The organism is Burkholderia sp. Bp9031 (assembly GCF_003857965.1).
Classification (GTDB): Bacteria; Pseudomonadota; Gammaproteobacteria; order Burkholderiales; family Burkholderiaceae; genus Burkholderia; species Burkholderia ambifaria_A.
In genome coordinates this window covers 444,196-469,045 of the sequence record NZ_QTPW01000001.1, presented here as the reverse complement: position 1 = coordinate 469,045, position 24,850 = coordinate 444,196, and the positions used below count along the sequence as shown (strand labels likewise).

Below are 24,850 nucleotides of genomic sequence, written 5' to 3'. Positions count from 1 at the left end.
GGGCGCTACACGCGGCGCGGCGACGGAACCGGCACGACGTCGTTGTACTTCGGCGACGCATTTTCGTGCAGCAGGTCGCCGAGATATTGCGCGAGTTCGTCAGCGGCGAGCGCAGGCGGAATCTGCAGGTTGGCCGGCCGCCGCTTGCCTTCGGTGCCGAGATCGAACACGGCCCAGCGGCCGTTCGAGCGCACGACGGCCAGCAGGCGTCCGAACGCGTTGAAACGGTATTCGTCGTGCATGGCATCGCGCCTTCGTGGATGAACACGCCTGCCGCGTGCGCCGTGTTCCGAATCTATTGGATCGAGCAACTCAGCCAGCGATGGATCTTCAGCGCGTCGCTCGACACGCCGGCGCGCGTTGGTGCGCCGAGCAGCACGATCGTTTCGCGGCGGCCTTTGACACGCATGCGCATGACGACGCCGTGCCCCGATTCGTTGATGAAGCCGGTTTTCTGCAGCCGGATCGGCAACCGGCCGTAGCGGACGAGCGGATCGGAGTTCACGTACAGCAGTTCGTCGTCGCCGGCCTGCACGGTGGTCGACGTATCCGTCGAGAAGTAGCGGATCAGCGGATCCTGCGCGGCCGCGCCGACGAGCCGCGCGAGATCCTCGGCCGTCGACACGTTATGCGGCGACAGCCCGGTCGGTTCGCGGAAATGCGTATGGCGCATCCCGAGGCGGCGCGCTTCGCGGTTCATTGCCCTCACGAACGCGGTGCGGCCGCCCGGATAGTCGCGGCTCAGCGCGGCTGCCGCGCGATTTTCCGACGACATCAGCGCGATATGGAACATCTGGCGGCGCGACAGTTCGGCGCCGATCGGCAGCCGCGAACCGGTGAACTTGATCGTGTCGCGGTCGCGCGAGGTGACGCGCAGCACGCCGTTCAGCGGCCGGTCCGCGTCGCGCGCGACGACGGCGGTCATCAGCTTCGAGATCGACGCGATCGGCCGCACGGTGCGTGCGTTGCGGGCCAGCAGCGGCGTGCCCGAATCGACGTCGAGCACGTAGGCCGCGCGTGAGTGCAGCGCGCGCACCGCGCGCGGGCTGTAGCCGCAGCTCGCGAGCAGGCGCGGCTTCGCGGCGGGGTGCGGGCGAGCCGCGTTCGTGCGTTTCGCGCGCCGATGCTGCGGTGCGGGTGCCGCGTGATGCCTGACCGCATGATGCTTCGCGCGCGGGCGGCGATGCTTGACGGCCTTGTTCTTGCGATGGGTGGGTTGCTTCTTGACGACTTTCGCATGCGCTTGCGGCGACGCTGTGCGATGCGGCTGCGCGCGCTGCGCGGACGACGCGTTCGTTGCGAACGCGAGTGTCAGGAACGAGAGGGCGATGATCAGGGTGGTCCGGGCGCGAGGCAGGCGCGCGATGAGGCCAGTCAAGCGAAAGTCTCCTTTTCACGCGCGCTGCGGCGGCGCGAAATGCGTGGGCGGTGAGCGGGTGCGGGAAATTATACGGTCGATCGCGTGGCGATGACGATGGATGCGCACGCAATGATGTGTGATGCCGGCGGAATTCCGCTGTTTTTTGCAGATGGCCGAAGGTGCGCGTTCGACGGAAGGTGCATGAGGAGCGGGCTCAGCGTGGCCAGTTCCGCCGCGACACGACTGCGAAGCTGATCGCGATCGAGCCCGTGACGGCGCGCGGCGGTGCATCGTCCACTGCGTCGCCGAAGCGAAAGCGGCGGCTGCGTCCGTCGACACGCGCGGCACGACGCTCGGGTGCCGACGCATCGGGCTCAATACCGCTTTCGCCGGCGAGCACCGTGTCGCACGAGATATCGGTCAGGCACTCGGCCGGATGATCAACGGACATGACAATGAATTCCATGAAGGGCATGTCCGTATTGAACGTCATGCCGTTCGATCAGTAAAATGAATGTTTCGATCGATATGATTCCTTTCAAGAATGGAATTGAAACTGCTGCGCACCTTCCTGACGGTCACGGAGCTCAGCCATTTCAGCCGCGCGGCCGACGCGCTGCACATGAGCCAGCCGGCGCTCAGCAAGCAGATCGGGGCGCTCGAGGCGAGCCTCGGCGGCAAGCTGTTCGAGCGCGGGCGGCATGGCGCGGAGTTGACGCCGTTCGGTGAACGCTTCCTGCCCGACGCGCAGGCGCTCGTGCGCGACGCCGACGAGATCCTCGCGCGGGCGCGAGAGGCGTCCAGCGGACAGCGCGGGCATCTGCGGCTCGGCATCTGCCTGTCCGTGCTGACGCTCGTGCCGAAACTCGTCGCGGAGTTCCGTCGCCGCAATCCGGGTATCGCGGTCACGCTGAGCGACCTGTCGTCGTCCGAACAGACACGCCGGCTGCGTGCCGGCAAGCTCGACGCCGGATTTCTGCGTCTGCCGTCCGATGAAGGGTTGGCGTCGTTCAAGGTGATCGACGAGGCGCTTGCGCTCGCGGTGCCGCCGCACCTCGGCTTCAAGCGCGTGCCCGCCGATCTCGACGTGCTCAACGAGATCGGCTTCATCGCGCTGCAGCGCGCACGCGGCCCCGGGCTCGCCGCGCAGATCGACCGGTGGTGCGTCGAGCGGCGCTTCGTGCCGCAGGTCACGCAGCAGGCGGAGGACGTGCAATCGGTGCTCACGTCGGTCGCGGCCGGGGTTGGCGTCGCGTTCATTCCGTCGGGCGCGCAGTACCTGCTGCGCGACGCGACTGTCCTGCCGCTCGACGGTCGGGACGCGAAATGGCGCGTCGGGCTTGCGTGGCTGTCCGGCCGCGACGATCCCGTGACCACGCGTTTCGTGTCGTTCATGCGCGCGGCAATCAAGGGCGCGTAACCGTGTAACCGCGTAGCCGCGTAGCCGCGGCGTATAGTGTCCGCGATTGCATCCTTCCCGAATGCCGGCCCGGCGCCGGCTCACGAACCCGAACCGATGACTCCAGACTCCGACGACTCCCCGCTCGATCCCGCACTCGTTGCGACGCTCGCGACGCTGAACGAAGCCGCGAGCGATCCGTCCGGCAAGGCGTGGTCGCTGCCGAAGATCGCGAAGCGCGCGCAATTGCCGATGAGTGTGTTGCGCCGCGTGCTGACGCGGCTCGACGCCGCCGGCCTGAGTGCGACGACGCTGAACGAGGACGGCACCGGCAGCGCCGCGTTGACCGAGGAGGGGCGCGCCGTGTGCGCGCAATTGTTCGGCGCGAACGACACCTGATGAAAAAACGGACCGCCACGAAGGCGGTCCGTCGTATTGCGGTTCGACACGCGGCGTCGGCCGCATCACCACCGCGCCGTCACGCCACCCATCACGGAGTGACGGTAGGTCTGGTCGTTCAGCCCGTGCCGGTAGCCGACGTCGAGATCGAGCCAGCGCTTCGGCGAGTAGATCGCACCCGCGATCACGAACGCCGGATGCGCACCGGCCGTGCTTTCGGTGTTGCGCGACAGACCGATGTCGGCCACGAACTGCACGTTGTCGGTCGCCTTGTAGAGCGCCGCGGCCGACACGGCCCAGACCGAGCGCAGGTCGCCCTGGCGATTCGGCTGGTAGGCGAGGCCCGCATTCGCGAGCAGCGAGACGCGCGCGACGTCGGCTTGCGCGAGCAGCGTCGCACCGGTGCCGACGCGGCCCGTGCCGAGCCCGCGATCGTCGTTGCCGGTCGGCATCGTCACTTTCGGTTTCAGCGCGAACGATAGCGGACCGCGTTCGGCGAAGCGCCATTTCATGCCGATCTCGACGTCGCCGATGCCGGCGCCGTTGTCGTCGGTCCGCATTTGCAGATGGGTATAAGGCGCGTTCACGTACAGATCGACATGTTCGCCGAAGCCGCGCGTGAGTGTCGCGTTCCACAGTTGATGGCGGCCGTTTTCGTCCTGTTTCGACGTTTCCTCGGCATTGAACTCGAGCTGCCAGTTTGCGTCGCCCTGCGTGCCCGTGTCGTCGCTGACGAGCGGATGGGCCGCGTACGCGTCCAGCGGTGCGAGGAGGGCGCTCGCAGCCGCGAGCGGAAGCATTCTTTTCATCAAGTCACCCATGATGCATCGTGGGCGGCCGGCCCGCGCGGGCCGGCACGCCGTTGTCCGGTGGAGATCAGAACCACTGCTTGTAGCGGCGCACATAGATCGTCTTGACGATCTGCGCGAGCAGGATGTAGCCGACCATCGTCGCCGCGAGCCACAGCCAGTAGGTCCCAGGCAGATGCATGAAGCCGAGCGACTCCGCGAACGGCGAGAACGGCAGCCAGCAGCCGATCGCGATCGCGGTGAACGTCGACAGCAGCACCGGCAGCGCGGCCGTGCTCTGCAGGAACGGGATCTTCTGCGTGCGCAGCAGGTGCACGACGAGCGTCTGCGACACGAGGCTTTCGATGAACCAGCCGGAGTTCATCACGATCTGGCCGCTCGAGCCGCCGTGCAGGTGATACATCGCACCGGCGCCGAACACGGTCCACATCAGCACGTAAGTCGTGATGTCGAACACCGACGAGGTTGGCCCGACCCACAGCATGAAGCGGCCGATGTTGCCGGCTTCCCACTTGCGCGGCTTCTTGAGGAACTCCGGATCCATCCGGTCCCACGGCAGCAGCATCTGCGACGTGTCGTAGATCAGGTTCAGCACGAGCAGCTGGGTTGCGAGCATCGGCTCCCATGGCAGGAACGCGCTGGCGACGAGCACCGAGAACACGTTGCCGAAGTTCGAGCTGGCGGTCATGTTCAGGTATTTCAGGATGTTGCCGAACGTCTCGCGGCCCTTGATCACGCCTTCCTCGAGCACCATCAGGCTCTTTTCGAGCAGGATGATGTCGGCGGTTTCCTTCGCGATGTCGGCGCCGCTGTCGACCGAGATGCCGACGTCGGCGTCGCGCAGCGCGGGTGCATCGTTGATACCGTCGCCGAGGAAGCCGACCGTGTGGCCGTTCGCCTGCAGCGCCTTCACGATGCGCGCCTTCTGCAGCGGCGTGAGCTTCGCGAACACCGTCGTGCGTTCGACGACCTGCGCGAGCGTCGCGTCGTCGAGCGCCTCGATTTCGGCGCCGAGCATCGGCTTGCCCGGTTCGAGGCCGACCTGGCGGCAGACCTTCATCGTGACGGTCGGGTTGTCGCCCGTCAGCACCTTCACCGACACGCCGTTCTCGCGCAGCGCGGCAAGCGCCGGCGCGGCCGATTCCTTCGGCGGATCGAGGAAGGTCAGGAAGCCGCGCACGACGAGGTCGCGCTCATCGGCGGTACGGTACTGCTCGCGTTCGTCGCCGCGCGGGATCATGCGCGTCGCGAGCACCAGCACGCGGAAGCCATCCTCGTTGTAAGCGTTCGCCTGTTCGAGCAGCCGCTTGCGCGCGACGAAGTCGAGCGGGCGCACGCCGTCCTCGTCCTGCACATGGGTCGACACCGCAAGCATTTCCTCGACCGCGCCCTTGCAGATCAGCAGGTGCGTACCGTGCGTGTCCTCGACGACGACCGACAGGCGGCGACGCACGAAGTCGAACGGCAGTTCATCGATCTTCTTGTAGCCTTGCGGCTTCACGCGGTCACCGATCTCGTCGGCGCGCGCGACCACGGCGATATCGATCAGGTTCTTCTGGCCGCTCTGATGGAAGCTGTTCAGCCAGCCGAGCCGCAGGATGTCCTCATTCTTGTGGCCGGACAGGTCGAGATGGTGTTCGAGAATGATCTTGTCCTGCGTGAGCGTGCCGGTCTTGTCAGTGCACAGCACGTCCATCGCGCCGAAGTTCTGCACGGAGTTCAGCCGCTTCACGACGACCTTGCGACGCGCCATCGCGATCGCGCCGCGCGCGAGATTCGCACTGACGATCATCGGCAGCATCTCGGGCGTGAGGCCGACGGCCACCGCGAGCGCGAACGTGAGCGCGCTCAGCCAGTCGCCCTTGGTCAGGCCGTTGATCATGAACACGATCGGCACCATCACGAACATGAACTTGATCAGCAGCCAGCTCACGCTTGCGACACCGCGATCGAAGCTCGTCTCGATGCGCTTGTGGCTCACGACGTTGCGCGCGAGCGAACCGAAGTAGGTGTCCTCGCCGGTCGCGACGACGACGGCCGTCGCGGTGCCGCTCACCACGTTGGTGCCCATGAAGCACACGTTCTCGAGATCGAGCAGCGACGTCGACGCCGACGCGTCGTTCGCCGCGCCGGGTTTGCCGGCCATGCCCGTCATGTCCGACGCGCCCGTGTTCGCCGACTTGCCGGCGACCGCGCCGAGCGTGTCGTACTTCTCGACCGGCAGCGCTTCACCGGTCAGCACGGCCTGGCTGATGAACAGGTCGCGCGACGCGAGCAGGCGCACGTCGGCGGGAATCATGTCGCCGGCGGACAGATGCACGATGTCGCCGACCACGACTTCGCGCATCGGCACCTCGCGGCGTGCCGGCTCGGACGTGTCGGTCACCGCGCGCTGCACGGTCGCCGTCGTGCGGACCATCGCCTTGAGCTTTTCGGCCGCGCGCAGCGAACGGAATTCCTGCACGAAGCGCAGCAGCGCGCTGATCGTGACCATCGTCAGCAGGATCGTCATGCCCACATAGTCGCGATCGTCGGGCGCCGCGAAATAGACGTCGGTGCAGAAGCTGATCGCGGCCAGCACGAGCAGCACGTAGACGAACGGATTGTGGAACGCGTGCAGCAACTGGCGCGTCCAGTGCGGCGGCTTGTCGTGCGCGATTTCGTTCGGACCGTGGTGCTGCAGACGGTCGACGGCCTGGTCGTAGGTGAGGCCGCGCGTGCTGGTGCGCAGCGACTTGAAGGTTTCTTCGAGCGGGCGGGCCGCTTCCTGCGCGGCGCGCATGATGCGCGGTTCGTTCTTTTGACCGGGGCCGGCGTTGATGAAGCCGCGCTGTTTCGGTTGCGAGGTATTGCGTTGTGTCATGAGTCGCTCCTTGCGCACGAGGCGGCGGGCGGGGAGCGACTGTGACGTTATCGACGCACGAGCACTCCCCGCCGCGTCGCGTCAGGCGCGATCGGCTGTGGATCGGTGAAGAGGGGAACGCTCGCCGGCGCGCGGAGTGCGGTCGGAGAATCGATGCGCAGCGTCGCACCGGCGAGCGGTAATCGACTACTGTCGTCTGAGTTCATCTGCACTCCTGTCGGTTTCGGGTGGCGGGCACGGGCGATCGGCAACCGCGCACGCACGAAGGCGCGCGGCCGGATGGCACGCGAACGGAACACGCACGCAGTTCGCGCTGCGCGCAGCACGAACGCACGCGCGCGGCAGCGTATCGATGCGCTGCGCGGGCATTCGGCAATATCGAAAAATTCGGCGGGGGATTCTGGCCGGTCAGGCCGGAAGGGCGCCGCATCCTGCTTCCCGGGATGCGGCAGAAGACGAGGCTCTGCGCGGTTTCCTCAGGCAGCAGTCAAGTTGGTCGAGGACCAACTACAACTCGCATCGGTGTTCACAGAACACTCCATGTAATCAGACGGGGGCGATGGTAATGGGTCGTCGTGCGAAGCGTCAACCCTTTTTCCACCCGTTGCTCAGGCAATTCTTGCAGAACGTTAGCGCGGCGATGCCGGCTCCGCGAATGAAAAAACGCGCGCGCGCCGGGCAGGCATGCGCGCGGTTGCGTCGAGGCGACGTGCCCGTTACTGCGTGGCGGCCGTGACGGCAGCGCCTGCGTCGGCGATGCCGGAGCCGGCCGGCAGCGCCGTGCACGACGTGCCGGTCGGCAGCATCGCCGCACGCGCGCCGCCTTGCAGCTTCTGCTGGATCTGCGCGGGCGTGAGGTTGCCGTTCACCGACAACATCAGCCCGACGATGCCCGTCACCTGCGGCGTCGCGAGGCTCGTGCCGCTCGCGGTGTCGTACGTGTCCGTACCCGGCGTCGTCGTGCCGCTGTTGGCCGTCGACAGGATGTTGACGCCGGGTGCGCTCAGCGCAACGTCGACACCGAAGTTGCTGAACGATGCGCGGCGGCCGGTCGCGTCGGTTGCGCCGACGCTGATCACGCCGCGGCAGTTCGCCGGCTGGTCGAGCCCGGTCGACAGGCCGTCGTTGCCGGCGGCGACGACGACGGTCACGCCCTTCGCGTTCACGTCGTCGATTGCCTGCTGGAACGTCGCGCTGCACGCGCCGACGCCGCCCAGGCTCAGGTTGATGACCTTCGCGGGATTCGGGTTGCTCGGCACACCGGCGACCGGAATGCCGGCCGCCCAGCGCATCGCGTCGGCGATGTCGCTCGTCGTGCCGCCGCACTTGCCGAGCACGCGCACCGGCAGGATCCGGCCGAGCCACGACACGCCGGCGACGCCGATGCCGTTGTTGGCGGTCGCGCCGATCACGCCCATCACGCGCGTGCCGTGCCAGCTGCTGCTGCTCGGTTCGCTCGCGCAGTGATAGTACGGGCCGCTGGAATCGTCGAGTTCCTGCTGCGTGACCCAGTCGCCCGGATCGGTGGCGTCGATGCCGCGCGTCTGGCCGTTGTTGCTGGTGTTGACGTTCGAGATGAAGCTGTAGCCGGGCAGCAGGTTGCCGACGAGGTCGGGATGCGGCCGGTAGCCGGTGTCGAGCACGGCCGTGACGACCGTCGGCGAACCCTTGGTCCGCGTCCAGGCGGGCGGGGCGTTGATGCCGACGCTCGCGTCGGACAGATCCCACTGCTGGCTGTATGCGGGATCGCTCGGCATGTCGCGAATCTGCATCGGGTGATCCGGTTCCGCGTGGTCGACGTCGCCGTCGGCCGCGAACGCCTGCGCGAGCGCCGCCGCGTCGCCGGACGCGATGCGCTGGCCGATCGACAGCACGGCCGCGCCGTCCGACAGGGTCCGCTCGACCTGCACGTTCAGCGATGCCTGCGACGTCGTCACGGCGGCATAGGCATGTGCGGCACTGGTCGTTGTCGGTGCCGTCCAGCGCGTCATCGAGCGCCGGATCACCGCGTCGAGCCGTGTGCCGGTGTCGAGGGCGGCCATCGCGCGCGTGGCCGTCAGCGTCTTCAGCTTGACGATCAGGTGATCGACCGGCGGCTCGACCGGCGCGGTGGTCTGGGCAGCCATCTGCACGGCAGCCTGCTGCGTCGCGCACGCATTGCTGCCGCTGGCCGCGGGCGGGGTGGTCGGAGCGGGCGCGGGGGCCGGCGCAGCATTGGAGGAAGACGGATTGCTGCCGTCGCCGCCACCCCCACCGCCACAGCCGGCGAGCGGAAGCAGGGCGGCGGCAGACAGCATGCCGGCGAGCATGCGCGCATGAGCGGAGCGGGCCAGCGCGAAATTGAAACGTTTGGCTCTCATGGTGAGACTCGATCCTCATAGATAACCGTCGTGCTGGCGGTCGTGCCTGGTCCGGAGGAACACCGGACCTTGTCGTTTTTGTCTGACATTCATCGCAAGATTGTTGCGACGCGCCATGCACTGGGTAACGGCCGCCACGGGCGCTTCTTGAGCGCGGTTCGCGAGAAAAAAACGGGTTGCCGCAAACGATTACGTTGCTGCGTTGCAATGCGATTGCGGGTCCAGAGCGGACGACCCGGCAGGCGGGATGCGAGCGAACGCGGCTGCCCGGGCGCGACGCGGGATGCACGCGTATTTGCGCGCCACGGAAAATGCGTCGTCCGCGCGCGCCGTGGTGGACGGTTGCCTACGCTTTCCCTGATGCGACGCGAATTTTGTCGGGCGTACGATCGCGATTCGATCAACGTTTCGTCAGGAGAAAAGCATGGATCGCCGCTTCCGTTGGTTGGCCGTCGCGCTGACCTGCGCGCTGGCGGGCACCGCGCACGCGCAGGCCCTCACCGGCACGCTGAAGAAGATCAAGGACACGGGCGTCGTGTCGCTGGGTATCCGCGAATCGTCGGTGCCGTTCTCGTATTCGGACAACCAGCAGAAGAACATCGGCTACTCGCGCGACATCGCGGCGCGCATTATCGACACGCTGAAGACGGAGCTGAAGGCACCGAACCTGACGGTGAAGGAAATCCCGATCACGTCGCAGAACCGGATTCCGCTGCTGCAGAACGGCACGATCGACTTCGAGTGCGGGTCGACGACCAACACGCTGGAGCGGCAGAAGCAGGCCGCCTTCTCGAACAGCATCTTCCTCTACGGGATCCGCTTCAGCACGCGCAAGGATTCGGGCGTGAAGGACTTCCAGGACCTGGCCGGCAAGACAGTCGCGACGACGGCCGGCACGTCGGACGAGCGCCTGCTGCGCAAGCTCAACGAGGAGAAGGGGATGAACATGACGATCATCAGCGCGAAGGACCACGCCGAAGCGTTCATGAACGTCACGACGGGGCGCGCGGTCGCGTTCGTGATGGACGAGCCACTGCTGTACGGCGAGATCGCGAAGGACCGCAACCCGGGCGCCTACACGGTGGCGGGCACGCCGCTCGTCCATGAAAATTACGCGTGCATGATGCGCAAGGACGATCCGGCGTTCAAGCACGTAGTCGATGGCGTGATCGCGAAGATGCAGACCTCGGGCACGGCCGAGAAGCTCTACGACCAGTGGTTCATGCAGCCGATTCCGCCGAAGGGCGTGAGCCTCAACTATCCGCTGTCGCCGGAGATGAAGCAGCTGTTCAGGAATCCGACGGATCAGGCGCAGTACTGATCGACGCATAGTGGTGGAGTTGCATCGTCGATAGAAAACCGCCGGCACACGCCGGCGGTTTCGGTTTTCGGCCCGGTCGCTCGCGTGATGGAACCGAGCGTCAGGCCTTGATTTCCGGCACGCGTGCGGCCGGCCTGGCCGGTGCCGCCGGGGCCGGTGCCATCGAACGCATGGACGGCTGCGCCGGCACGAGCACGACGACCGGTTCGGGCATCGCCCACAGCGGCATCGCGAACCCGACGGGCTGCGGCATCGGCATCGCGAACGCGTTGGCGAGCGCGACATGCTGCAGCGCCATCATCTGCTTTAAAGCCGGGGCAGTGCCCGCCGGACGGAGCCGTGCCGGGGTTCCCGAGGCGACTCGCCGGGGAACCTGAACGGGCATCTAGCGCGTTTCGGCATGTGCCGCAATCGGCATTCAACCTCGTCCGCGCCATGGGATTCCTGTCGCGTCGCGCAACAACAGGCACAATATGCGCTTCGCCACGCACCGTTGTTCGTCATTCGAACAAGCCGGCGCGTGTCGCCGCCGTCCGAATCCTTCCCGGTTGTCATGAACGCCTCGCTCACTCCTGCGCGCGAATCGAACTCGCCGCGCTTCCTGTTGTTCCTGATTTGCCTGTTCGCCTCCGCAGGCCAGCTCGCGATCGACATCTACGTGCCCGCGCTGCCCGACATGGCGCGTTCGTTCGCGACCACGCCGCAGGCGATCCAGTCGAGCGTGTCCGGCTACATGGCCGCCTATGCGCTCGGCCAGCTGATCTTCGGCCCGGTCGCCGATGCGTACGGACGCAAGCGGGTGCTCGCGTTCGGGCTCGTCATCTACACGATCGGGTGCCTGCTGTCGCTCGGCGCGCCGAACCTGGAGACGTTCGTGCTGGCGCGCTGCCTGCAGGGTTTCGGGATCGCGACGACGAACCTGCTCGCAAAGGCGATCATCACCGACTCGTTCTCGGGCCAGGCGCTGATGCATGCGTTCACCTACATGTCGATCGCGTGGGGGCTCGCACCGATCATCGCGCCGGTGATCGGCGCGCACCTGCAGGAATGGTTCGGCTGGCGCGCGTGCCTCGTGTTCCTGCTGGTGTATTCGCTGGTGATGTGGGCGCTGTTGTGGCACTACCGGGAAACCTTGCCGAAACCGGTCCATCTCGAGCCGCGCACGCTGATGGCGAACGCGGGCAAGGTGCTCGCGAGTCCGGTGTTCCAGAGCTGTTTCCTTGCCCAGGGGCTGTGCTACAGCATCCTGCTGGTGTTCAACATCGTCGGGCCGTTCATGGTGCAGACCACGCTGCACAAGCCGCCGACCTTCTTCGGCTATCTCGCGCTCGGGATCGGGCTGATGTATTTCCTCGGCGGACTGTCGAACCGGATTCACGGGCACGGGCTGCCGAGCGCCGAGCAGCGGCTGCGCATCGGCGCGCGCGTAATGGCGGCCGCGGCGGTCGTGATGCTCGTGCTGGCGCTGACCGTCGGCCTGCGCGTATGGACGCTCGCGACGCCGGTGCTCGTGATGGGTTTCTGCGCGGGCGCGATGTATCCGACGCTGATGGCCAAGGGCAACTCGCTGTTTCCGCATATCGCGGGGCTGACGAGCGCGATCCTCGGGTGCGCGCTGTTGCTCGTGTCGTCCGCGATGATGGGCCTCGCCGGCTTCGTGTCGGTGCAGGTGCTGACGCCGCTCGCGGTGTTCTTCGTCGCGCTGTCGGTCATCGTCGTGTGGATGGTGACGAAGCTGCTGCGCTACCTGACGCAGCAGCAGGCCGCGAGCGTTGCTTGCGGAAGCGGGGAGGCGGCGTAAGCCGCAGAAGCTGCGTCCGTGGCTGCCACAACGGCACGCCGGCCGCTCACAGCGGCTGCGCCGCGCCCGCCTGCGCCAGCAGCGAAACGGCGGCCGGATCCGGCATCCCGTTCGAATCGATCGCACCGGCCTTGGCCAGCGCGTCGAGATCGCTGTCGATGCCCGGTTGCCCGACCACGAACGGCGTCGTCAGGAAGGCCGGCGTCGACAGCGTGACCGAATAGCGCTGCTGCAGGTTCGTCACCACCGCCGATTGCGCGGCCTGCACCCTGCCCGGGCTGCCCATCACCTGCTGGAAGTGTGCATTGCCCTGGAAATTGCCGATCAGCCCGGCCGTGTTCGTGCCGAGCTGCGCGGCGAGATAGACGAGCATCAGCTCGGTCTCGGGCGTCGTGTTGAAGGTGCCGCCCGCGTAGGCGAGCGAATGCAGGCTCGTGCCACCCGACGCGACGGTAATCACGCACGGCAGCGCGGCGTTGACCGTCACGCGGTAGTTGCCGCCGCCGTCGGTCAGCGTCGTCGCCGAGCCTTGCGCGCAACTGATCGTCACCGATGCGCTCGCGAGCGCGGTGCCGGTGGCCGCCGTGCCGGACAGCGCGACGGTCTGCGTGTTGTTGTCGTTGAAGCAGACGTCGACGCCGAAGCAGGCGTCGCCGTTGCAGCCCGCAAGCGTCGCGAGGGCGGCGACGCAGGCCGTGCTCAGCGCGGGGCGGAGGAAGCGCGGATGTCGAAGGTTCATGGTCGCGGGCGATCGGGAGAAGGGACGCGGCAGGGCAACCGGTGTGCGCCGATGCATCGGCGCACTGTTCCTATTCTAGGTCTGCGATCCGGGGATTGCTTACCGGTTCGTTCGCCGTCGGCCGGGGGCTTGCTACGGTTTGCGTGAGCCCGGCTTCGCGAACGCTCCCCGCACCTCGAAGCCGATCGCATCCGCGACGTTGCCGCGCGCGTCGACGAGTTCCAGCCGGTGCCGGCCCGGCCACGGCATCCACGCGATGCGGTCGGCATGCCCGATCACCTTGTCGTCGAGCCGCCACGCGAACCGCGCGGCATGCCCGGACGACCGCTCGAACCAGATCCGCTGATTCTTCGGCGGAATGTCCGGATCAATCGCGAAGATCGTGCCGTCGGTCGGCGCGCCGATCGTCAGCGGCGCGCGCGCACCGTCCTTGCCCGGCGTGACGGGCGCCGCGAGCCGGATCGTGTCGAGTGCCGTGCCCGCGACGAACCACTCGTTGCGCGACGGCTCGACGTCGCGCTCGAACGTGATGCGGCGCGTTTCGACGCCGGCCGGCGGCCTCGGCGCGCGGCTCGGCAGGTCGCGGTGCAGGTAGCCGACGACGGCAGACCACACCGGCGACGCACCCGTCACCCCCGACACGTCCCACATCGGCGAGCCGTCCGCATTGCCGACCCACACGCCGACCGTGTAGCGCGACGTGAACCCGACGGTCCAGTTGTCGCGCATGTCCTTGCTGGTGCCGGTCTTGACCGCCGAGAAGAAGCGTGTCGCGAGCGGGTTGTCGAAACCGAACGTGCGCACGCGCGCGTTGTTGTCGGAGATGATGTCGGTGACGACGAAGCTGGCCGCTTCGCTGAATACGCGCGTGCCGTTATCCGGACGTCCCGGCGCCAATGCGCCGGATGCAGGTGACGGCACGGGCAGGTCGACGACCTTGCGCGCGACGCCGCCGTTCGCGAGCGCGCGATACGCATTGGTCAGCGACAGCAGCGTGACGTCCGCGCTGCCGAGCGCGAGGCTGAAGCCGTAGTAGTCGCCTTCCTGCGCGAGTGGCAGGCCGAGCGCGGTCAGCGTGCGCGCGAAGCGGTGCGGCGTGACGAGCACGAGCGTGCGCACGGCCGGCACGTTCAGCGAGCCGCCGAGCGCGGTGCGCACGCTCACCCAGCCCTTGAAATCCTTGTCGTAGTTCTGCGGAATGTAGAGGCCGCCGCCGGCCGCGAGGTTGATCGGCGCATCGTCGAGCAGCGACGCGGCCGTCAGCCGCTTCTCGTCGATCGCCTGCGCGTAGAGGAACGGCTTGAGCGTCGAGCCGGCCTGGCGCGGCGCGAGCACGGCGTCGACGTCGCGCGCGCTCGACAACGCACCCGACGAACCGACCCACGCGCGAATCTCGCCGGTCGCGTTGTCGATCACGACGACCGCGCCATCCTGCACGTTGCGACGGTGCGCGGGCGCGTTGAGTTCGGTCAGCGCGCGCGTCAGCGTGTCGCGCGCGAAGCGCTGCAGCGGCGCATCGAGCGTCGTGCGCACCTGCGCACCGGCCGCCGGCTTGACCTCGGCCGCGATGCGGCGCGCGAAGTGCGGCGCCAGAGCAGCACCGTCGTCACGCACCGCGTTGGCCGGGCGCGCGATCACGAGCTGCACGTAGCCGTCGAGCGACGCGCACGCCTGTTCCGCATGCATGTCGCGCAGGATCCGGCACGCGCGCTCGGCGACCTTCGCGGGTGCCGCGTTGGGGGCGCGCACCAGCGCCGCGGCGATCGCGGCTTCGCGCGCGTCGAGGCCGGACGGCGCCTTGCCGAACAGCACCTGCGACAGCGCGGCGAGCCCGACCGTCTCGCCGCGGAACGGCACGAGATTCAGGTAGGCCTCGAGAATCTGGTCCTTGCGCCAGCCGCGTTCGAGCAGCAGCGCGTTCACCGCCTGCGTGGCCTTTTGCGGCAGCGAGCGCTGGCCCGAACGGTGCGGCGAATCACTGAGCAGCCCGGCGAGCTGCATCGTCACGGTCGACGCGCCGCGCGTGCGCTCGTTCCACAGATTGCCCCAGGCGGCACCTGCGATCCCGCGCCAGTCGACGCCGCTGTGTTCGTAGAAGCGCTTGTCCTCGGACACGACGATCGCCTCGCGGAACGCGGGCGACACGTCGGCGAGCGACACCCAGTCGCCGCGCCGCTCGGTGAGATCGACGCGCGTGCGCTGCAGCGGCGTGCCGTCGCGCGCGAGCAGCACCCAGTCGGAGCTGCGCCAGTTGCGGCGCACGTCGTCGTAGCTCGGCAGCGCATGCGCGACGAGCGGCGCGGCCAGCACCACGGCGACGAAGAGGCGGCCGGCGAAGCGCGCCGGCCGCGGCAAAGCCAGATCGATCATGACGTACTCGTTACTTGCCCGCGTCGGCCGGCTTCACGGTCATCGGCGGGTTCGGCCACAGGCCGTAGACGGACGGCGCATACAGCGCCTCGACGCGGGTCGGCGGCAGTCCGAACGTGCCGACGTTGTTCAGCCGCACCGTGTACTCGACCGAGAATTTGCCCTTCGGCAGATAGTCGTAATACGCGCGGTAGCCGTCGAAGTCGCGTTCGACGAACGCGGGCCACGCGCCGTCGGGCCGCTTCTCGTCCTGCGTCGCGGCTTCCGAGTCGCGGCCGAGGCCCGAGCCGAGGATCGTCGCGCCCGACGGGATCGGATCGTTGACGACGACCCACGTCATGTCGCTCTGCGCATCGATGTCGAGATGCACACGTACGACGTCGCCGCGCGTCAGCACGCCCTTGACGGCGGGCGACACGGGCGTGACGGTCTTCGTGATCCGGTAGCCGGCCGCGAACGGCGCGCGCAGCGGCACGGCCGCGAGGCTCTCGACGGTCGCCCATGGGCGGCCCGTGCCGTCCTGCTTGACGGACAGCGTGGCCGGCGCCTGCGATGCACGCGGCCACGGCATCAGCACGCTGCGTGCGGTGGCGGCGCGCGTCGCGGCGGTGGCCGATGCGGGCGCGTCGGCGGGCGCCGGTGCCTGCGACCACGAGATCGCGCGCTCGTTGCCGCCGAGCGCGACCTTCGTCGTGCCGGCCACAGGCGTGCTCTCGTAAGTGCGCGAGAAGCGCTCGACCGCGAGCTGGCCGAGTGCGTTCGACGTCGTCGTCTGCCATGCGCCCTGGCGTTGCAGCGCGAGCAGGCCGGCCGTCACGCGCGGCATCTCGTCCTTCCACGCCGGGTCGCCCGCGAATTCCAGCGCAAGGCGCGCGGCATTGGTCTCGTTGCTCGTCATCAGCCACCACAGATCGTCGTCGCGCGCGGTCGAGAACACGAGTTGCGTGCCTTGGTACGTGAGGCGCGCGCGCAGGATCTGCTCGACCTGCGCGCGTTTCTCGTCGCGCTGCGGGATGTCCTTCACGCGCGTGAGGATCGCGTGATAGTCGATCACCGCCGACGTCGGCCACTGGTTGGGCGCGATCTCGATCGAGCCGAGCATGCGGCCTTGCGCGGCGCCGTAGCGCGACAGCGCCTCGATCGCGGCGAGCTTGCGCAGGTCGCGATCCTGGCGCGGCGCCCACGCGTTGCGCTCGATGCGGCCGTCGACGAAGCGCGCGAGCCCGGCCTCGAGCTGCGTGCGCAGGTCTTCCGGCAGCGCGAAGCGCGGGTCGAGGCGGCTCGCCTCGTCGGCGACCACGAGCAGGTACGACGACAGCGTCGGGCTGCCGTAGTGCGCATCGTCGGACGACGGCGGGAAGTAGCTCGCGAGCCCGTCGCTGTCGAGATAGACAGGCATGCGCGCAACCAGCGCCTGCCATTGCGCGGCGTCGTGCAGGCCGATCGCGCGCGAGGTCTGCTGTTCGAGGCACCTGTACGGATAGCGCTCGAACCAGCGCCGCACGCCGGGCAGGCCGTCGGCGAGCTTCGACTGCAGCGACACGGCGATGCCGCCGCGCGGTGCGCCTTGCGCGTTGTTGACGGCGCCGGCCGGGGCCGACACGGGTAGCGTCAGCGTGCCGTCGACCTGCGCGAGCGTGGCCTGCTGCACGGTCACCGGTAGCGCGGGCACGACCTTCTGCGCGACGGCCAGCGCGTCGGCCGCGCGCTTGCCGCCTTGCTCGGCTGCCTCGATGCGCCAGTTCAGCGCGCCGGCCGCGTCGAGCGCTTGCTCGGGCACGGTGATCGTCCACGCGACCTCGGTCGCCGCATTGGCTGCGAGCGACACGGTTTGCGGCGCGACGTCGAGGCCCGTCACGTGCGGCGTCACGACGACCTGCATCGCGTGGTCGGTCGTGTTGCGCAGCGTGACCTGCGCGCGGAACGCGTCGCCTTCGCGCACGAGCGGCGGCAGGCCGGAGATCAGTTGCAGATCCTGCGTGCTGCGGATCGACGTGCTGCCGGTGCCGAAGCGGTCGGGGCCGACTGCCGCGATCGCGACGATCCGGAAGCGCGTGAGCGCGTCGTTCAGCGGCACCTCGACGGTTGCGCTGCCGTTCGCATCGAGCGTCACGCGCGGATTCCACAGCAGCAGCGTGTCGAACAGCTCGCGCGTCGGCGCGCTGCCGCCACCGCCGCCGGCCGGCACGGCCTTGCGGCCGAAGTGGCGGCGGCCGACGATTTCCATCTGCGCGGTGGCCGTCTCGACGCCGTATGCGCGTCGCTGCAGCATCGCGTCGAGCAGGTCCCAGCTGTTGTTCGGCATCAGTTCGAGCAGCGCCTCGTCGACCGCGGCGACCGCGATCTGCGTGCCGGCGGGCGCGGGCTGGCCGTTCGGCAGCGTGACCTTCACGTGCGCCTGTGCCTTGCTGCGCACCGTGTAGCGCGTCGCGTCGGTCGTCACGGTCACGCCGAGACGATGCACGCCCGTGCCGACCTTGATTTCGCCGAGGCCGTAGCGGAACGCGGGCTTCGACAGGTCGACGAACGCGGTCGGCGCTTCATAGTGACGGCCTTCGCGCCAGAACGCGCGCGCCCATTCGATCGGCGCCTTCCAGCCCCACGTGAAGAACGAGTACCACGGCACTTCGCGGATCCGGCCGCGCAACGCGAGCACCGATACGTAGACGTTCGGCCCCCACGATTCGCCGACCTTCAGGTCGACGGTCGGGTTCTTGCCATTGAGCTGCACGACGTGCGTTTCCATCACGCCGCCGCGTTCGACCGCGACGAGGGCGGTCGCGTAGCGGAACGGCATGCGCACCTGGAAGCGGGCCGTTTCGCCCGGTTCGTAGGCGGTCTTCTCCGGAATCACGTCGATCCGGTCGGTGTTGTCGCCGCCGAACCAGAGTTCGTCCTCGCGCGTGACCCAGACGAACGTCGACGCGTTCGACGTGCGCCCGTCGCCGTCCTTCGCGACCGCGATCAACTGGACGTTGCCGGCCTGCTCGAGCGTCGCGTCGCAGGCCATGCGGCCCTTGTCGTCGGTCTTGCCCGAGCACAGCACGCCGAGGTCGCGCGTGTCGCTCTTGTTGTCGTACGCGTAGAAGCCGCCGACCATCCGCTTGCGCGACGACGTCGTGACGTGCGCGACGCCCTTGATTTCGATCGACACCGACGCGCGCGGCTTGCCCTGCAGGTCGACTGCGAGCGCCTGTACCGGCACGCGCTGGCCGACCGACACCCAGCGGCCGGCCTTGATACCGGCTACCACCGCGGCTGGCCACAGGATCGTGTCGCCGCGGATCGTCTGCACTTCGCCGTTCGGGTCCGCGAACGTCGCTTCGAGCGCGATGCGCTTCGGCGCATCGACGTCGGGCAGGCCCTTGAGCGTGACGGACCCCGCGCCGTTGCGGTCGAGCGTCAGCGGCAGCTTGTCCGCGATCAGCTTGGTTGCATCGGGATCGTTGTTCGCGGCCGATGCGCTGTCGCCGTCCTGCGAATCGTCGTCGGCGTTGCCGTCGCTGCGCTCCGGACGATAGGGCGTGAAGCTGAAGTCCTCGAAGCGATCCGCGAACGGGGGCGACGCCCACTTCATCAGCGCCGACACCTGCACGGGCAGGTTCGATGCACCGCCGCCCGACACGTAGTCGATCTGCACCGCGAGCGGTGCTTCCTTGACCGCGACGAGCGGGCTCTTCTGCGCGTCGCGCGCGCTGATCGTCCCCTTGAGCACCGGCAGGCGGAACGCCTCCACGCGGAAGCTGCCGCTGTAGTAGCTGGTGGTCGGCGCATCGTCCGGGCCGCCTTCGAGCGATACGCTGTATTCGCCGAGCTTCGCCGCGGGCGGCAGCGCGAACCGGGTATCCGCGCTGTGGTCGGCCGACCACGTGAGCGGCAGCTTGTAGGTCTGGTCCGAGCCGAGATGGCGGATCGTCACGCGCGTCGGGTATTGCGCCGGGAACGCGAGACTCTGCAGCGTCTCGGTGCGCAGGAAGTGCTTCATCGACACGGTTTCGCCGGCACGCAAGAGCGTGCGGTCGAACACGGTATGCGCGCGCACGGTCGGTGCGCTGTCGGTGTCGGTCGGCACGTTGAAGCGCCACGACTCGATCCCGCGGTTCCAGTTCGAGCTGACGAACGCCATGTCGGGGCCCGTCTTCGGATCGTCGACGCGCGCCGACACGAAGTAGTCGTCGAAGCGTTCCGACTGGCTGCATTCGTGTTTCGGCTCGAATGGGCCGTCGATCTTCAGCAGGCCCTGCGCATCGGTCTTGCCGGATGCGATCTCGTCGCCGTTGCAATCCGATACGCGGATCTGCGCGTTCGGCACCGGCTTGCCCTTGTCGAGTGTCGTGACCCACACGAGGTTGTTCTCGCGGCCCTGTTTCAGGTGCACGCCGAGGTTCGTGACGAGCACGGTCGTGCGCACGTACATGCTCGACGGCTTCGCGAGCAGCGAGCGGCCGAGTGCGGGCGACGCGAGTTCGAGCACGTAGAAGCCGGGGTTGTCGATCGGCACGCCGACGACCTCGAACGGACGCAGCGTCTTCGGATCGGCCTTCGGCAGCGTCAGCGCCTGCGCACCCGGTTCGCCGGCGAGCAGCGACAGCGAGCGCACGTCGATGCGGCGGTTCTGCGGCGCGGGCATCTTCTCGCCCGCCTCGAGCGGCACGTAGACGGGGTGCTGGCCCTTGCGCCGGAGCAGGCCCGGCATGCGCTCGTCGATCGTGCCGGCCGTCATCGACCAGTTGTCGAAGCGCTCGACGGTGCGCATCCATTGACGGATCGCGGTGTCGTCGTCGACCTTCAGGTTCGAGAATTGCGCACCGCTCGTGTTGAGGCCCGCGATATGCAGGTCGGCCTCGACGTTGCGCAGCGTGACGGGCACGAGCGCGGGCGTATCGGGTTCGGCGAAGCGCTCGACGATCCCGAAGGTGCCCGACGAGAATTTCGCGAGCGGCGGCATCGGTGCGGTGCGCGTCGCGAGCGGGAACAGGTCGGCGTTCGCGAGCGAGCGGTCCGTTACGTCGCGCAGGCCGGACGGCAGCTCGATCGTCAAGCTTGCCTGCGCGGGCAGCGGCGGATTGAACGTGACGGTCGTCACTTCGTCGCTGTGGTCGTCGGCGGCGAAGGTCGGTGAAAGCGAACCGTCAGGGCCGCGCAGCTTGATTGCCTCGGCGTTCTTGCGCGAGATCGGCGCATTGAACGACAGCGTCAGCGGGCGCAACGGCGTGCACGGTGCCTTCGCGTTCTCGCGTTCGCACGAGAAACTCGCGGCAAACGGGGCGCGCACCGTGAAGTCGAAGCGGCGCTCGGTATCGTTCGCGATGCCGCTCGGGCTTGCGACGCCCTTGCCATAGACGAGCTGCATCTTCGCGCTCGCGGGTAGTGCCTGCGCGCACGACAGCGTCAGCACGCGCGCGGCGTCCTTCTTCAGCCCGAAGTGGTCGAGCAGCGCGTGGCGCGTGTCGTCGTCGGCGGCCGTGACGGGGATGCGGTTGCCGATGCCGGCCGCTTCGCACCAGATGTTCGCGAGCGCGGAGCGCGGCTCGGCCGGGCCGTTCAGCTTCAGCACGAAGACCTGGCGTTCCTCGATCTCGCGCGAGCCGGGACGCACCGTCACCGGGAACGGGCCGCCGGTTTGAAACGTGAAGCGGCGCGGGCCGCTTACCGCATTGCCGGCGACCGAGCGCAGCGCGTCGTTGAGCGCGACCGAGCAGCGCACGCCCGGCGGCAGGTCATTCTCGAAATCGTAGACCCAGGTCTTGTCGTCGAGCCAGTGACCCTGGCCGCGTGCGGCGGCGGAATCGTTGCAGGTCATGCGCGCGGGATTCGGCGCGGATGCCGAGCCGAACGCGACCATCGGTTCGTCGAACTTGACGACGCTCTGCCGGACTTCGGTGACCGTGCCTTGCGGCGATACGCTCACCGTGCGTGCCGCGAGTGCATGCAGCGACAGTGCCGCGGCGCCCCCGAGTGCGGCGACCGCGCCGATGCGCCAGAGCGGCCGTGTGATGGGATTGGATTGATGCGTGTTGTTGTGTTTGTCGCGCTGCTTCATCGCTCGATGCCCTTGGAGTGCACGAATACTACAAAAAACACACGTTTTTGTGAGTTTTGCGCACCGCTAAGTTATTGATTTTTATAAACCTTCAACTTTTTCCATTATTTTTCGCTGGAATCGGCCTCTGTGCGATTTCCGTAGAACTTACGTACGGAGACCTGCTGCGTACGCAACTTGCGTACAGCGACAGCCGCTCAGTGTACGCAACTTGCGTGTGTAGTAAATAGAACATCATGAACGAGAAGATAGATACCAAAACGGCGCGCGCACGCCTAAAACCGCGCAGGGACGCGTATTGGACGAAGCTGGCACGGGGCCTGTACGTGGGGTACAGATTGCCGACGCAGGGCCATGACGGGGCGAATGGAACGTGGATCGGACGGCGAGCCGTTGACGGCGGTGGATACGCATTTCAGTCGTTCGGGACGGGGCTTGAATATGACGATGCGTGCAATGCGGCACGCAAGTGGAACGAGGAACAGGGTACGGGTGTCGCACGCAACGCCCGCGAGTGGACGGTGGCGGACGTGTGCCGGGCCTACATAAAGAAGCTGCGGACCGATAATAGGGACAAAACAGCCGACGACACGGAAGGACGATTCCGGAGACGGGTCTATGACAAGCCGTTCGGAGCCGTGATGTTCGCGAAGTTGACGACACGCCAGCTAGAGGATTGGCGAGAGGCGCAGCTAGAGCGAGCAAACCCCGATGACCCCGAATCCGTCAACCGGGTTAAGGACTCGATCAACCGGGAAATGAAGTCGCTAAAAGCCGCGTTGAACCACGGGAAAAACAAGCTAAATCTTGTATCCACTGACAACGCATGGCGCGCGGTGGAGGCGTATAAAGGCGTTGCCTCACAGCGTAAGGGTTGGTTGAGCGTGGAGCATCGTACGGCGCTGCTCGATGTGATGGCCGACGACTTGCGAGAGTTCGCTATCGGGCTGTTGCTGATCGGGGCGCGGCCCGGCGAACTGGCGGCGGTCCAAGTTCGGGATTTTGACAAGGGTACAGCAAGCCCACCGCCTGCGTCATACGTTCGCGCCGATCCTGTTCGTACTTCGCGGTGAATAGGTACGACGCCTTTCTGTACAGGGCCGAAATCGTGTAGATATACGAGAACGTGCACCGACAGTTGATTTCCTGCGCCGGGAGTTCGGGCAGGTCCTCAATGAATTCGACGGAGCTGGGCTTAATCCACCCGTTGACGATGGCGGTCTGAATCGCGGGGCTGTCTCGATACACGTAGATGATGCCGTCGCGTTTCGCGTGGTTTTCGCGCGGGTTCTTCGTGTAGTGTGTTTCCCACGTTGCCGCTACTGCTGAGTTCGCGACCGCCACTGTTTCGGCAATACCGGCCGCAAGCTTGTGCCCCTGATCTTGTGTCACGCGCTGGGCTTCGTACCGGTTCTGAGCCTTGATCGCAGCCTTGCTGATATTTTCCCGATCCGATTTCAATCGGGTGATAGCGCGGCTGTCCTTTTTCTCGGGTCCCGGAGGCGCTTCTACGTATCGCGTTTCGTACGTCGGTACCAGCTTGTACGGCTTCGGCTTCTTGCGCGATCCTTCCGCACGTAGTTCCTCTTCTTCGCGCATCAACTCGATAGGTGCCTTGGCAACGCGTCGAGTGCCTTTCTCTATCTTTTCGATGATCTGGCGTGGATGATCGACGGTCAGTTCCGGGGGCAGGGAAGAGGCCCAGCCGACGAAACGGGATACGGTGGTTTCTACGGATTTCTTGCGGTTTAGCTCGATCAGGGACAGCGACTGTACGATTTTCTCGTCTAGCATCTGTTGTGCGGATTGAGCGACACGCGCACGCGTGAATGTGCCGGGCTTGTTAGGCGGTTGTTTCTTGAGTTCGCGATCATGCGCTTTTCTCAAGTGGTTCGTTACGTACTCTGCTGTCCGGTGCGCGTCGGCCGATGATTGGTGCAAAAAGTCGCGTATTTCCTGCACAGAACGCGCCAAGTCGTTATCCGTTCTACCTGAGCGCATAAACGCGTCCATCACGCGCCCGATGAATGATTTTGCTGTTGCCACTGTCACTACTCCCTGTTCGTTGTTCCGCGTGCCGCTGTACGCGTGCCGTTATTCGGCTGGTTCTTCGTGCGTAGGTGTTTCAATTACACGGGGCTGCGGCGGTGTGCTGATGATGAATCGAAGGGCGTTGCGTGTCGGGGGCGGTGCCGTTACGTACGCGGCAGAGACCAGTTTTGCGATCAGGTCACGGGTGCGTTGCAGGTCGGCTGCGTTCTTCCGGATCGGGGCGGGGACCTGTACCGGCTTGTCGTGTTGCGATTCGGCCTGCACTTGTTCCTGTTTAGCGGCAATCGCTTCGTAGGCGGTCACTGCCGCGTCGATGCGGGCGTGTGCCCGGTCTTCCGCTTCCTGCAACTCGTCGCCCAGTGCCGTGAGTTCTGCGCCTAGGTCCGACAGTTGTTGATTGACTGCCTGTTCCTGTTGCTGCACTGTGGCCGTAAAGTCGGCGCGCATTTCCGCGATCTGCTGGGCCTGCGCCCGTACCGTTTCAGAGAGTTGCGCAACGAGTGCCTTGAGACCTTCCAGTTCGTTGCCTTGGCGTTCGTGGCCGTCAGCCAGAATCGCGATTGCGGCCCGTGCCTTGTTGAAAGTCACGTTGTCGAGTTCTACGAATGCGGGGAGTTCCTTCGTCGTCATAGTTGTGTCCCCCCGATTAACCCAGCATTGCGCGGGCGCTTGCTGCTTCGTTCGAAGCGACAGTGACCGGAACCGTCGTCAGCTTGGGGAGCGTGTCACCAACTTGGAAAGCTTCTTGCGTAGCAGGCTCAACCGGTTCCGTATCGCCTTGAAACGTGCCGTCACCGTTGATCCCTGCCGCGATCTCTTCGCCCATTGCCGTGATCTGTTCGACCGCCGCAATCGTGGCCGTGGTCACGCGTTCTTCCATCTGCACCGTTGCCTGTTCGATTTCGGTTTCAGCGATGGAGACCGCCGAGTCGATACGTTGCTCTGCGACGTTGAGGGCTGCGTTGACGCGTGCGTTGAGGCGGTTGCGGATAGCTGCGAAACGATTGGTATTCATATTGGTTCCTTTTCTACTCTATGGTTGTCGGTCACCGGGCGGTGCCGTTTCTTGTCTCGTCGAATACCCGTTAAATCTGTAGGGTTTTTGCCGACGATTGTGTTTTGTGATGTACACTGAGATTGTCGGAGAACTTGCGTCCGGCACGTGTTTCGTTGCAGGGGTTGTGACTATGCCACAGCTCCGCCTCGCCTCCAAACGCTTTCTTCAGTTTTTTGCAATTCGTTGCAAAAGTACAACAATTTGCCGTGTGCGCAAGAAAGCGTTTTGCGTTCCTTCGTTCGCCGTGCTATGCGCGCGCAATATGTCGCGCAATATC

Annotated in this window: 15 protein-coding genes and 2 pseudogenes; 4 read left to right on the top strand and 13 right to left on the bottom strand. The window is 66.6% G+C overall.

The window, feature by feature from the left end:
- Nucleotides 1-5: 5 nt before the first annotated feature.
- The 3 genes from DIE15_RS02055 to DIE15_RS02045 form a co-directional block, all read right to left on the bottom strand.
- Nucleotides 6-242, bottom strand: a complete 237-nt coding sequence (locus DIE15_RS02055; RefSeq protein ID WP_057924942.1) for a hypothetical protein — start codon at nucleotides 240-242, stop codon at nucleotides 6-8.
- A 53-nt stretch (nucleotides 243-295) separates the two neighbouring features.
- Entirely contained in the window at nucleotides 296-1,378 is a 1,083-nt protein-coding gene (locus DIE15_RS02050; protein ID WP_124832247.1) for a serine hydrolase, read from the bottom strand.
- A gap of 196 nt (nucleotides 1,379-1,574) precedes the next feature.
- The gene (locus DIE15_RS02045; protein WP_057924943.1) at nucleotides 1,575-1,853 is read right to left on the bottom strand and encodes a hypothetical protein; all 279 of its coding nucleotides are present in this window, start codon (nucleotides 1,851-1,853) and stop codon (nucleotides 1,575-1,577) included.
- A 51-nt stretch (nucleotides 1,854-1,904) separates the two neighbouring features.
- Between DIE15_RS02045 and DIE15_RS02040 the strand changes: the two genes are divergently transcribed.
- Together DIE15_RS02040 and DIE15_RS02035 are read left to right on the top strand one after the other, a co-directional pair.
- Nucleotides 1,905-2,780 (top strand): LysR family transcriptional regulator, encoded by an 876-nt coding sequence (locus tag DIE15_RS02040; RefSeq protein ID WP_057924944.1) that lies wholly within the window; start codon nucleotides 1,905-1,907, stop codon nucleotides 2,778-2,780.
- A gap of 96 nt (nucleotides 2,781-2,876) precedes the next feature.
- On the top strand, nucleotides 2,877-3,158 hold the full coding sequence (locus DIE15_RS02035; protein ID WP_124832246.1) for a transcriptional regulator: 282 nt from the start codon (nucleotides 2,877-2,879) through the stop codon (nucleotides 3,156-3,158).
- A 65-nt stretch (nucleotides 3,159-3,223) separates the two neighbouring features.
- On the opposite strand, the gene DIE15_RS02030 is transcribed toward DIE15_RS02035, so the two are convergent.
- From DIE15_RS02030 to DIE15_RS02015, 3 genes and pseudogenes are all read right to left on the bottom strand, one after another.
- On the bottom strand, nucleotides 3,224-3,967 hold the full coding sequence (locus tag DIE15_RS02030; RefSeq protein ID WP_124832245.1) for a transporter: 744 nt from the start codon (nucleotides 3,965-3,967) through the stop codon (nucleotides 3,224-3,226).
- A gap of 67 nt (nucleotides 3,968-4,034) precedes the next feature.
- The gene (gene mgtA / locus DIE15_RS02025) at nucleotides 4,035-6,830 is read right to left on the bottom strand and encodes a magnesium-translocating P-type ATPase (protein ID WP_124832244.1); all 2,796 of its coding nucleotides are present in this window, start codon (nucleotides 6,828-6,830) and stop codon (nucleotides 4,035-4,037) included.
- Nucleotides 6,831-7,546: 716 nt separating this feature from the next.
- Nucleotides 7,547-9,307 (bottom strand): annotated as a pseudogene (locus DIE15_RS02015) (S8 family peptidase).
- Between the two features lie 307 nt (nucleotides 9,308-9,614).
- On the opposite strand from DIE15_RS02015, the gene DIE15_RS02010 reads away from it, so the two are divergent.
- Entirely contained in the window at nucleotides 9,615-10,511 is an 897-nt protein-coding gene (locus DIE15_RS02010) for a glutamate/aspartate ABC transporter substrate-binding protein (protein ID WP_057924948.1), read from the top strand.
- A gap of 100 nt (nucleotides 10,512-10,611) precedes the next feature.
- On the opposite strand, the pseudogene DIE15_RS02005 reads toward DIE15_RS02010, so the two are convergent.
- Nucleotides 10,612-10,818 (bottom strand): annotated as a pseudogene (locus tag DIE15_RS02005) (hypothetical protein); the annotation flags it as partial.
- A 246-nt stretch (nucleotides 10,819-11,064) separates the two neighbouring features.
- Between DIE15_RS02005 and DIE15_RS02000 the strand changes: the two are divergent.
- Nucleotides 11,065-12,312, top strand: coding sequence for a multidrug effflux MFS transporter (locus DIE15_RS02000; RefSeq protein ID WP_124832242.1), 1,248 nt, complete (start codon nucleotides 11,065-11,067; stop codon nucleotides 12,310-12,312).
- A gap of 46 nt (nucleotides 12,313-12,358) precedes the next feature.
- On the opposite strand, the gene DIE15_RS01995 is transcribed toward DIE15_RS02000, so the two are convergent.
- The 6 genes from DIE15_RS01995 to DIE15_RS01970 all read right to left on the bottom strand — a co-directional run bounded on the left by DIE15_RS01995 (nucleotide 12,359) and on the right by DIE15_RS01970 (nucleotide 24,531).
- The gene (locus tag DIE15_RS01995) at nucleotides 12,359-13,051 is read right to left on the bottom strand and encodes a hypothetical protein (RefSeq protein WP_124832241.1); all 693 of its coding nucleotides are present in this window, start codon (nucleotides 13,049-13,051) and stop codon (nucleotides 12,359-12,361) included.
- A 132-nt stretch (nucleotides 13,052-13,183) separates the two neighbouring features.
- Nucleotides 13,184-15,421 carry a penicillin-binding protein 1C gene (gene pbpC / locus DIE15_RS01990; RefSeq protein WP_124832240.1) on the bottom strand — a complete coding sequence of 746 codons (2,238 nt, stop codon included), beginning with the start codon at nucleotides 15,419-15,421 and terminating at the stop codon, nucleotides 13,184-13,186.
- Nucleotides 15,422-15,431: 10 nt separating this feature from the next.
- Nucleotides 15,432-21,464 (bottom strand): alpha-2-macroglobulin, encoded by a 6,033-nt coding sequence (locus DIE15_RS01985; protein ID WP_124832239.1) that lies wholly within the window; start codon nucleotides 21,462-21,464, stop codon nucleotides 15,432-15,434.
- A 939-nt stretch (nucleotides 21,465-22,403) separates the two neighbouring features.
- On the bottom strand, nucleotides 22,404-23,510 hold the full coding sequence (locus tag DIE15_RS37425; protein WP_260428161.1) for a phage minor head protein: 1,107 nt from the start codon (nucleotides 23,508-23,510) through the stop codon (nucleotides 22,404-22,406).
- A gap of 48 nt (nucleotides 23,511-23,558) precedes the next feature.
- Nucleotides 23,559-24,146, bottom strand: coding sequence for a hypothetical protein (locus tag DIE15_RS01975; RefSeq protein ID WP_124832238.1), 588 nt, complete (start codon nucleotides 24,144-24,146; stop codon nucleotides 23,559-23,561).
- Nucleotides 24,147-24,162: 16 nt separating this feature from the next.
- Entirely contained in the window at nucleotides 24,163-24,531 is a 369-nt protein-coding gene (locus tag DIE15_RS01970; RefSeq protein ID WP_124832237.1) for a hypothetical protein, read from the bottom strand.
- Between the last annotated feature and the right edge of the window lie 319 nt (nucleotides 24,532-24,850).

Bases quoted from the DNA above. Each gene is read 5' to 3' on its own strand.
- DIE15_RS02055 (WP_057924942.1), bottom strand. From the start codon at position 242: ATGCACGACGAATACCGTTTCAACGCGTTCGGACGCCTGCTGGCCGTC.
- DIE15_RS02045 (WP_057924943.1), bottom strand. From the start codon at position 1,853: ATGACGTTCAATACGGACATGCCCTTCATGGAATTCATTGTCATGTCC.
- DIE15_RS02040 (WP_057924944.1), top strand. From the start codon at position 1,905: ATGGAATTGAAACTGCTGCGCACCTTCCTGACGGTCACGGAGCTCAGC.
- DIE15_RS02035 (WP_124832246.1), top strand. From the start codon at position 2,877: ATGACTCCAGACTCCGACGACTCCCCGCTCGATCCCGCACTCGTTGCG.
- DIE15_RS02030 (WP_124832245.1), bottom strand. From the start codon at position 3,967: ATGAAAAGAATGCTTCCGCTCGCGGCTGCGAGCGCCCTCCTCGCACCG.
- mgtA (WP_124832244.1), bottom strand. From the start codon at position 6,830: ATGACACAACGCAATACCTCGCAACCGAAACAGCGCGGCTTCATCAAC.
- DIE15_RS02010 (WP_057924948.1), top strand. From the start codon at position 9,615: ATGGATCGCCGCTTCCGTTGGTTGGCCGTCGCGCTGACCTGCGCGCTG.
- DIE15_RS02000 (WP_124832242.1), top strand. From the start codon at position 11,065: ATGAACGCCTCGCTCACTCCTGCGCGCGAATCGAACTCGCCGCGCTTC.
- DIE15_RS01995 (WP_124832241.1), bottom strand. From the start codon at position 13,051: ATGAACCTTCGACATCCGCGCTTCCTCCGCCCCGCGCTGAGCACGGCC.
- pbpC (WP_124832240.1), bottom strand. From the start codon at position 15,421: ATGATCGATCTGGCTTTGCCGCGGCCGGCGCGCTTCGCCGGCCGCCTC.
- DIE15_RS01985 (WP_124832239.1), bottom strand. From the start codon at position 21,464: ATGAAGCAGCGCGACAAACACAACAACACGCATCAATCCAATCCCATC.
- DIE15_RS01975 (WP_124832238.1), bottom strand. From the start codon at position 24,146: ATGACGACGAAGGAACTCCCCGCATTCGTAGAACTCGACAACGTGACT.
- DIE15_RS01970 (WP_124832237.1), bottom strand. From the start codon at position 24,531: ATGAATACCAATCGTTTCGCAGCTATCCGCAACCGCCTCAACGCACGC.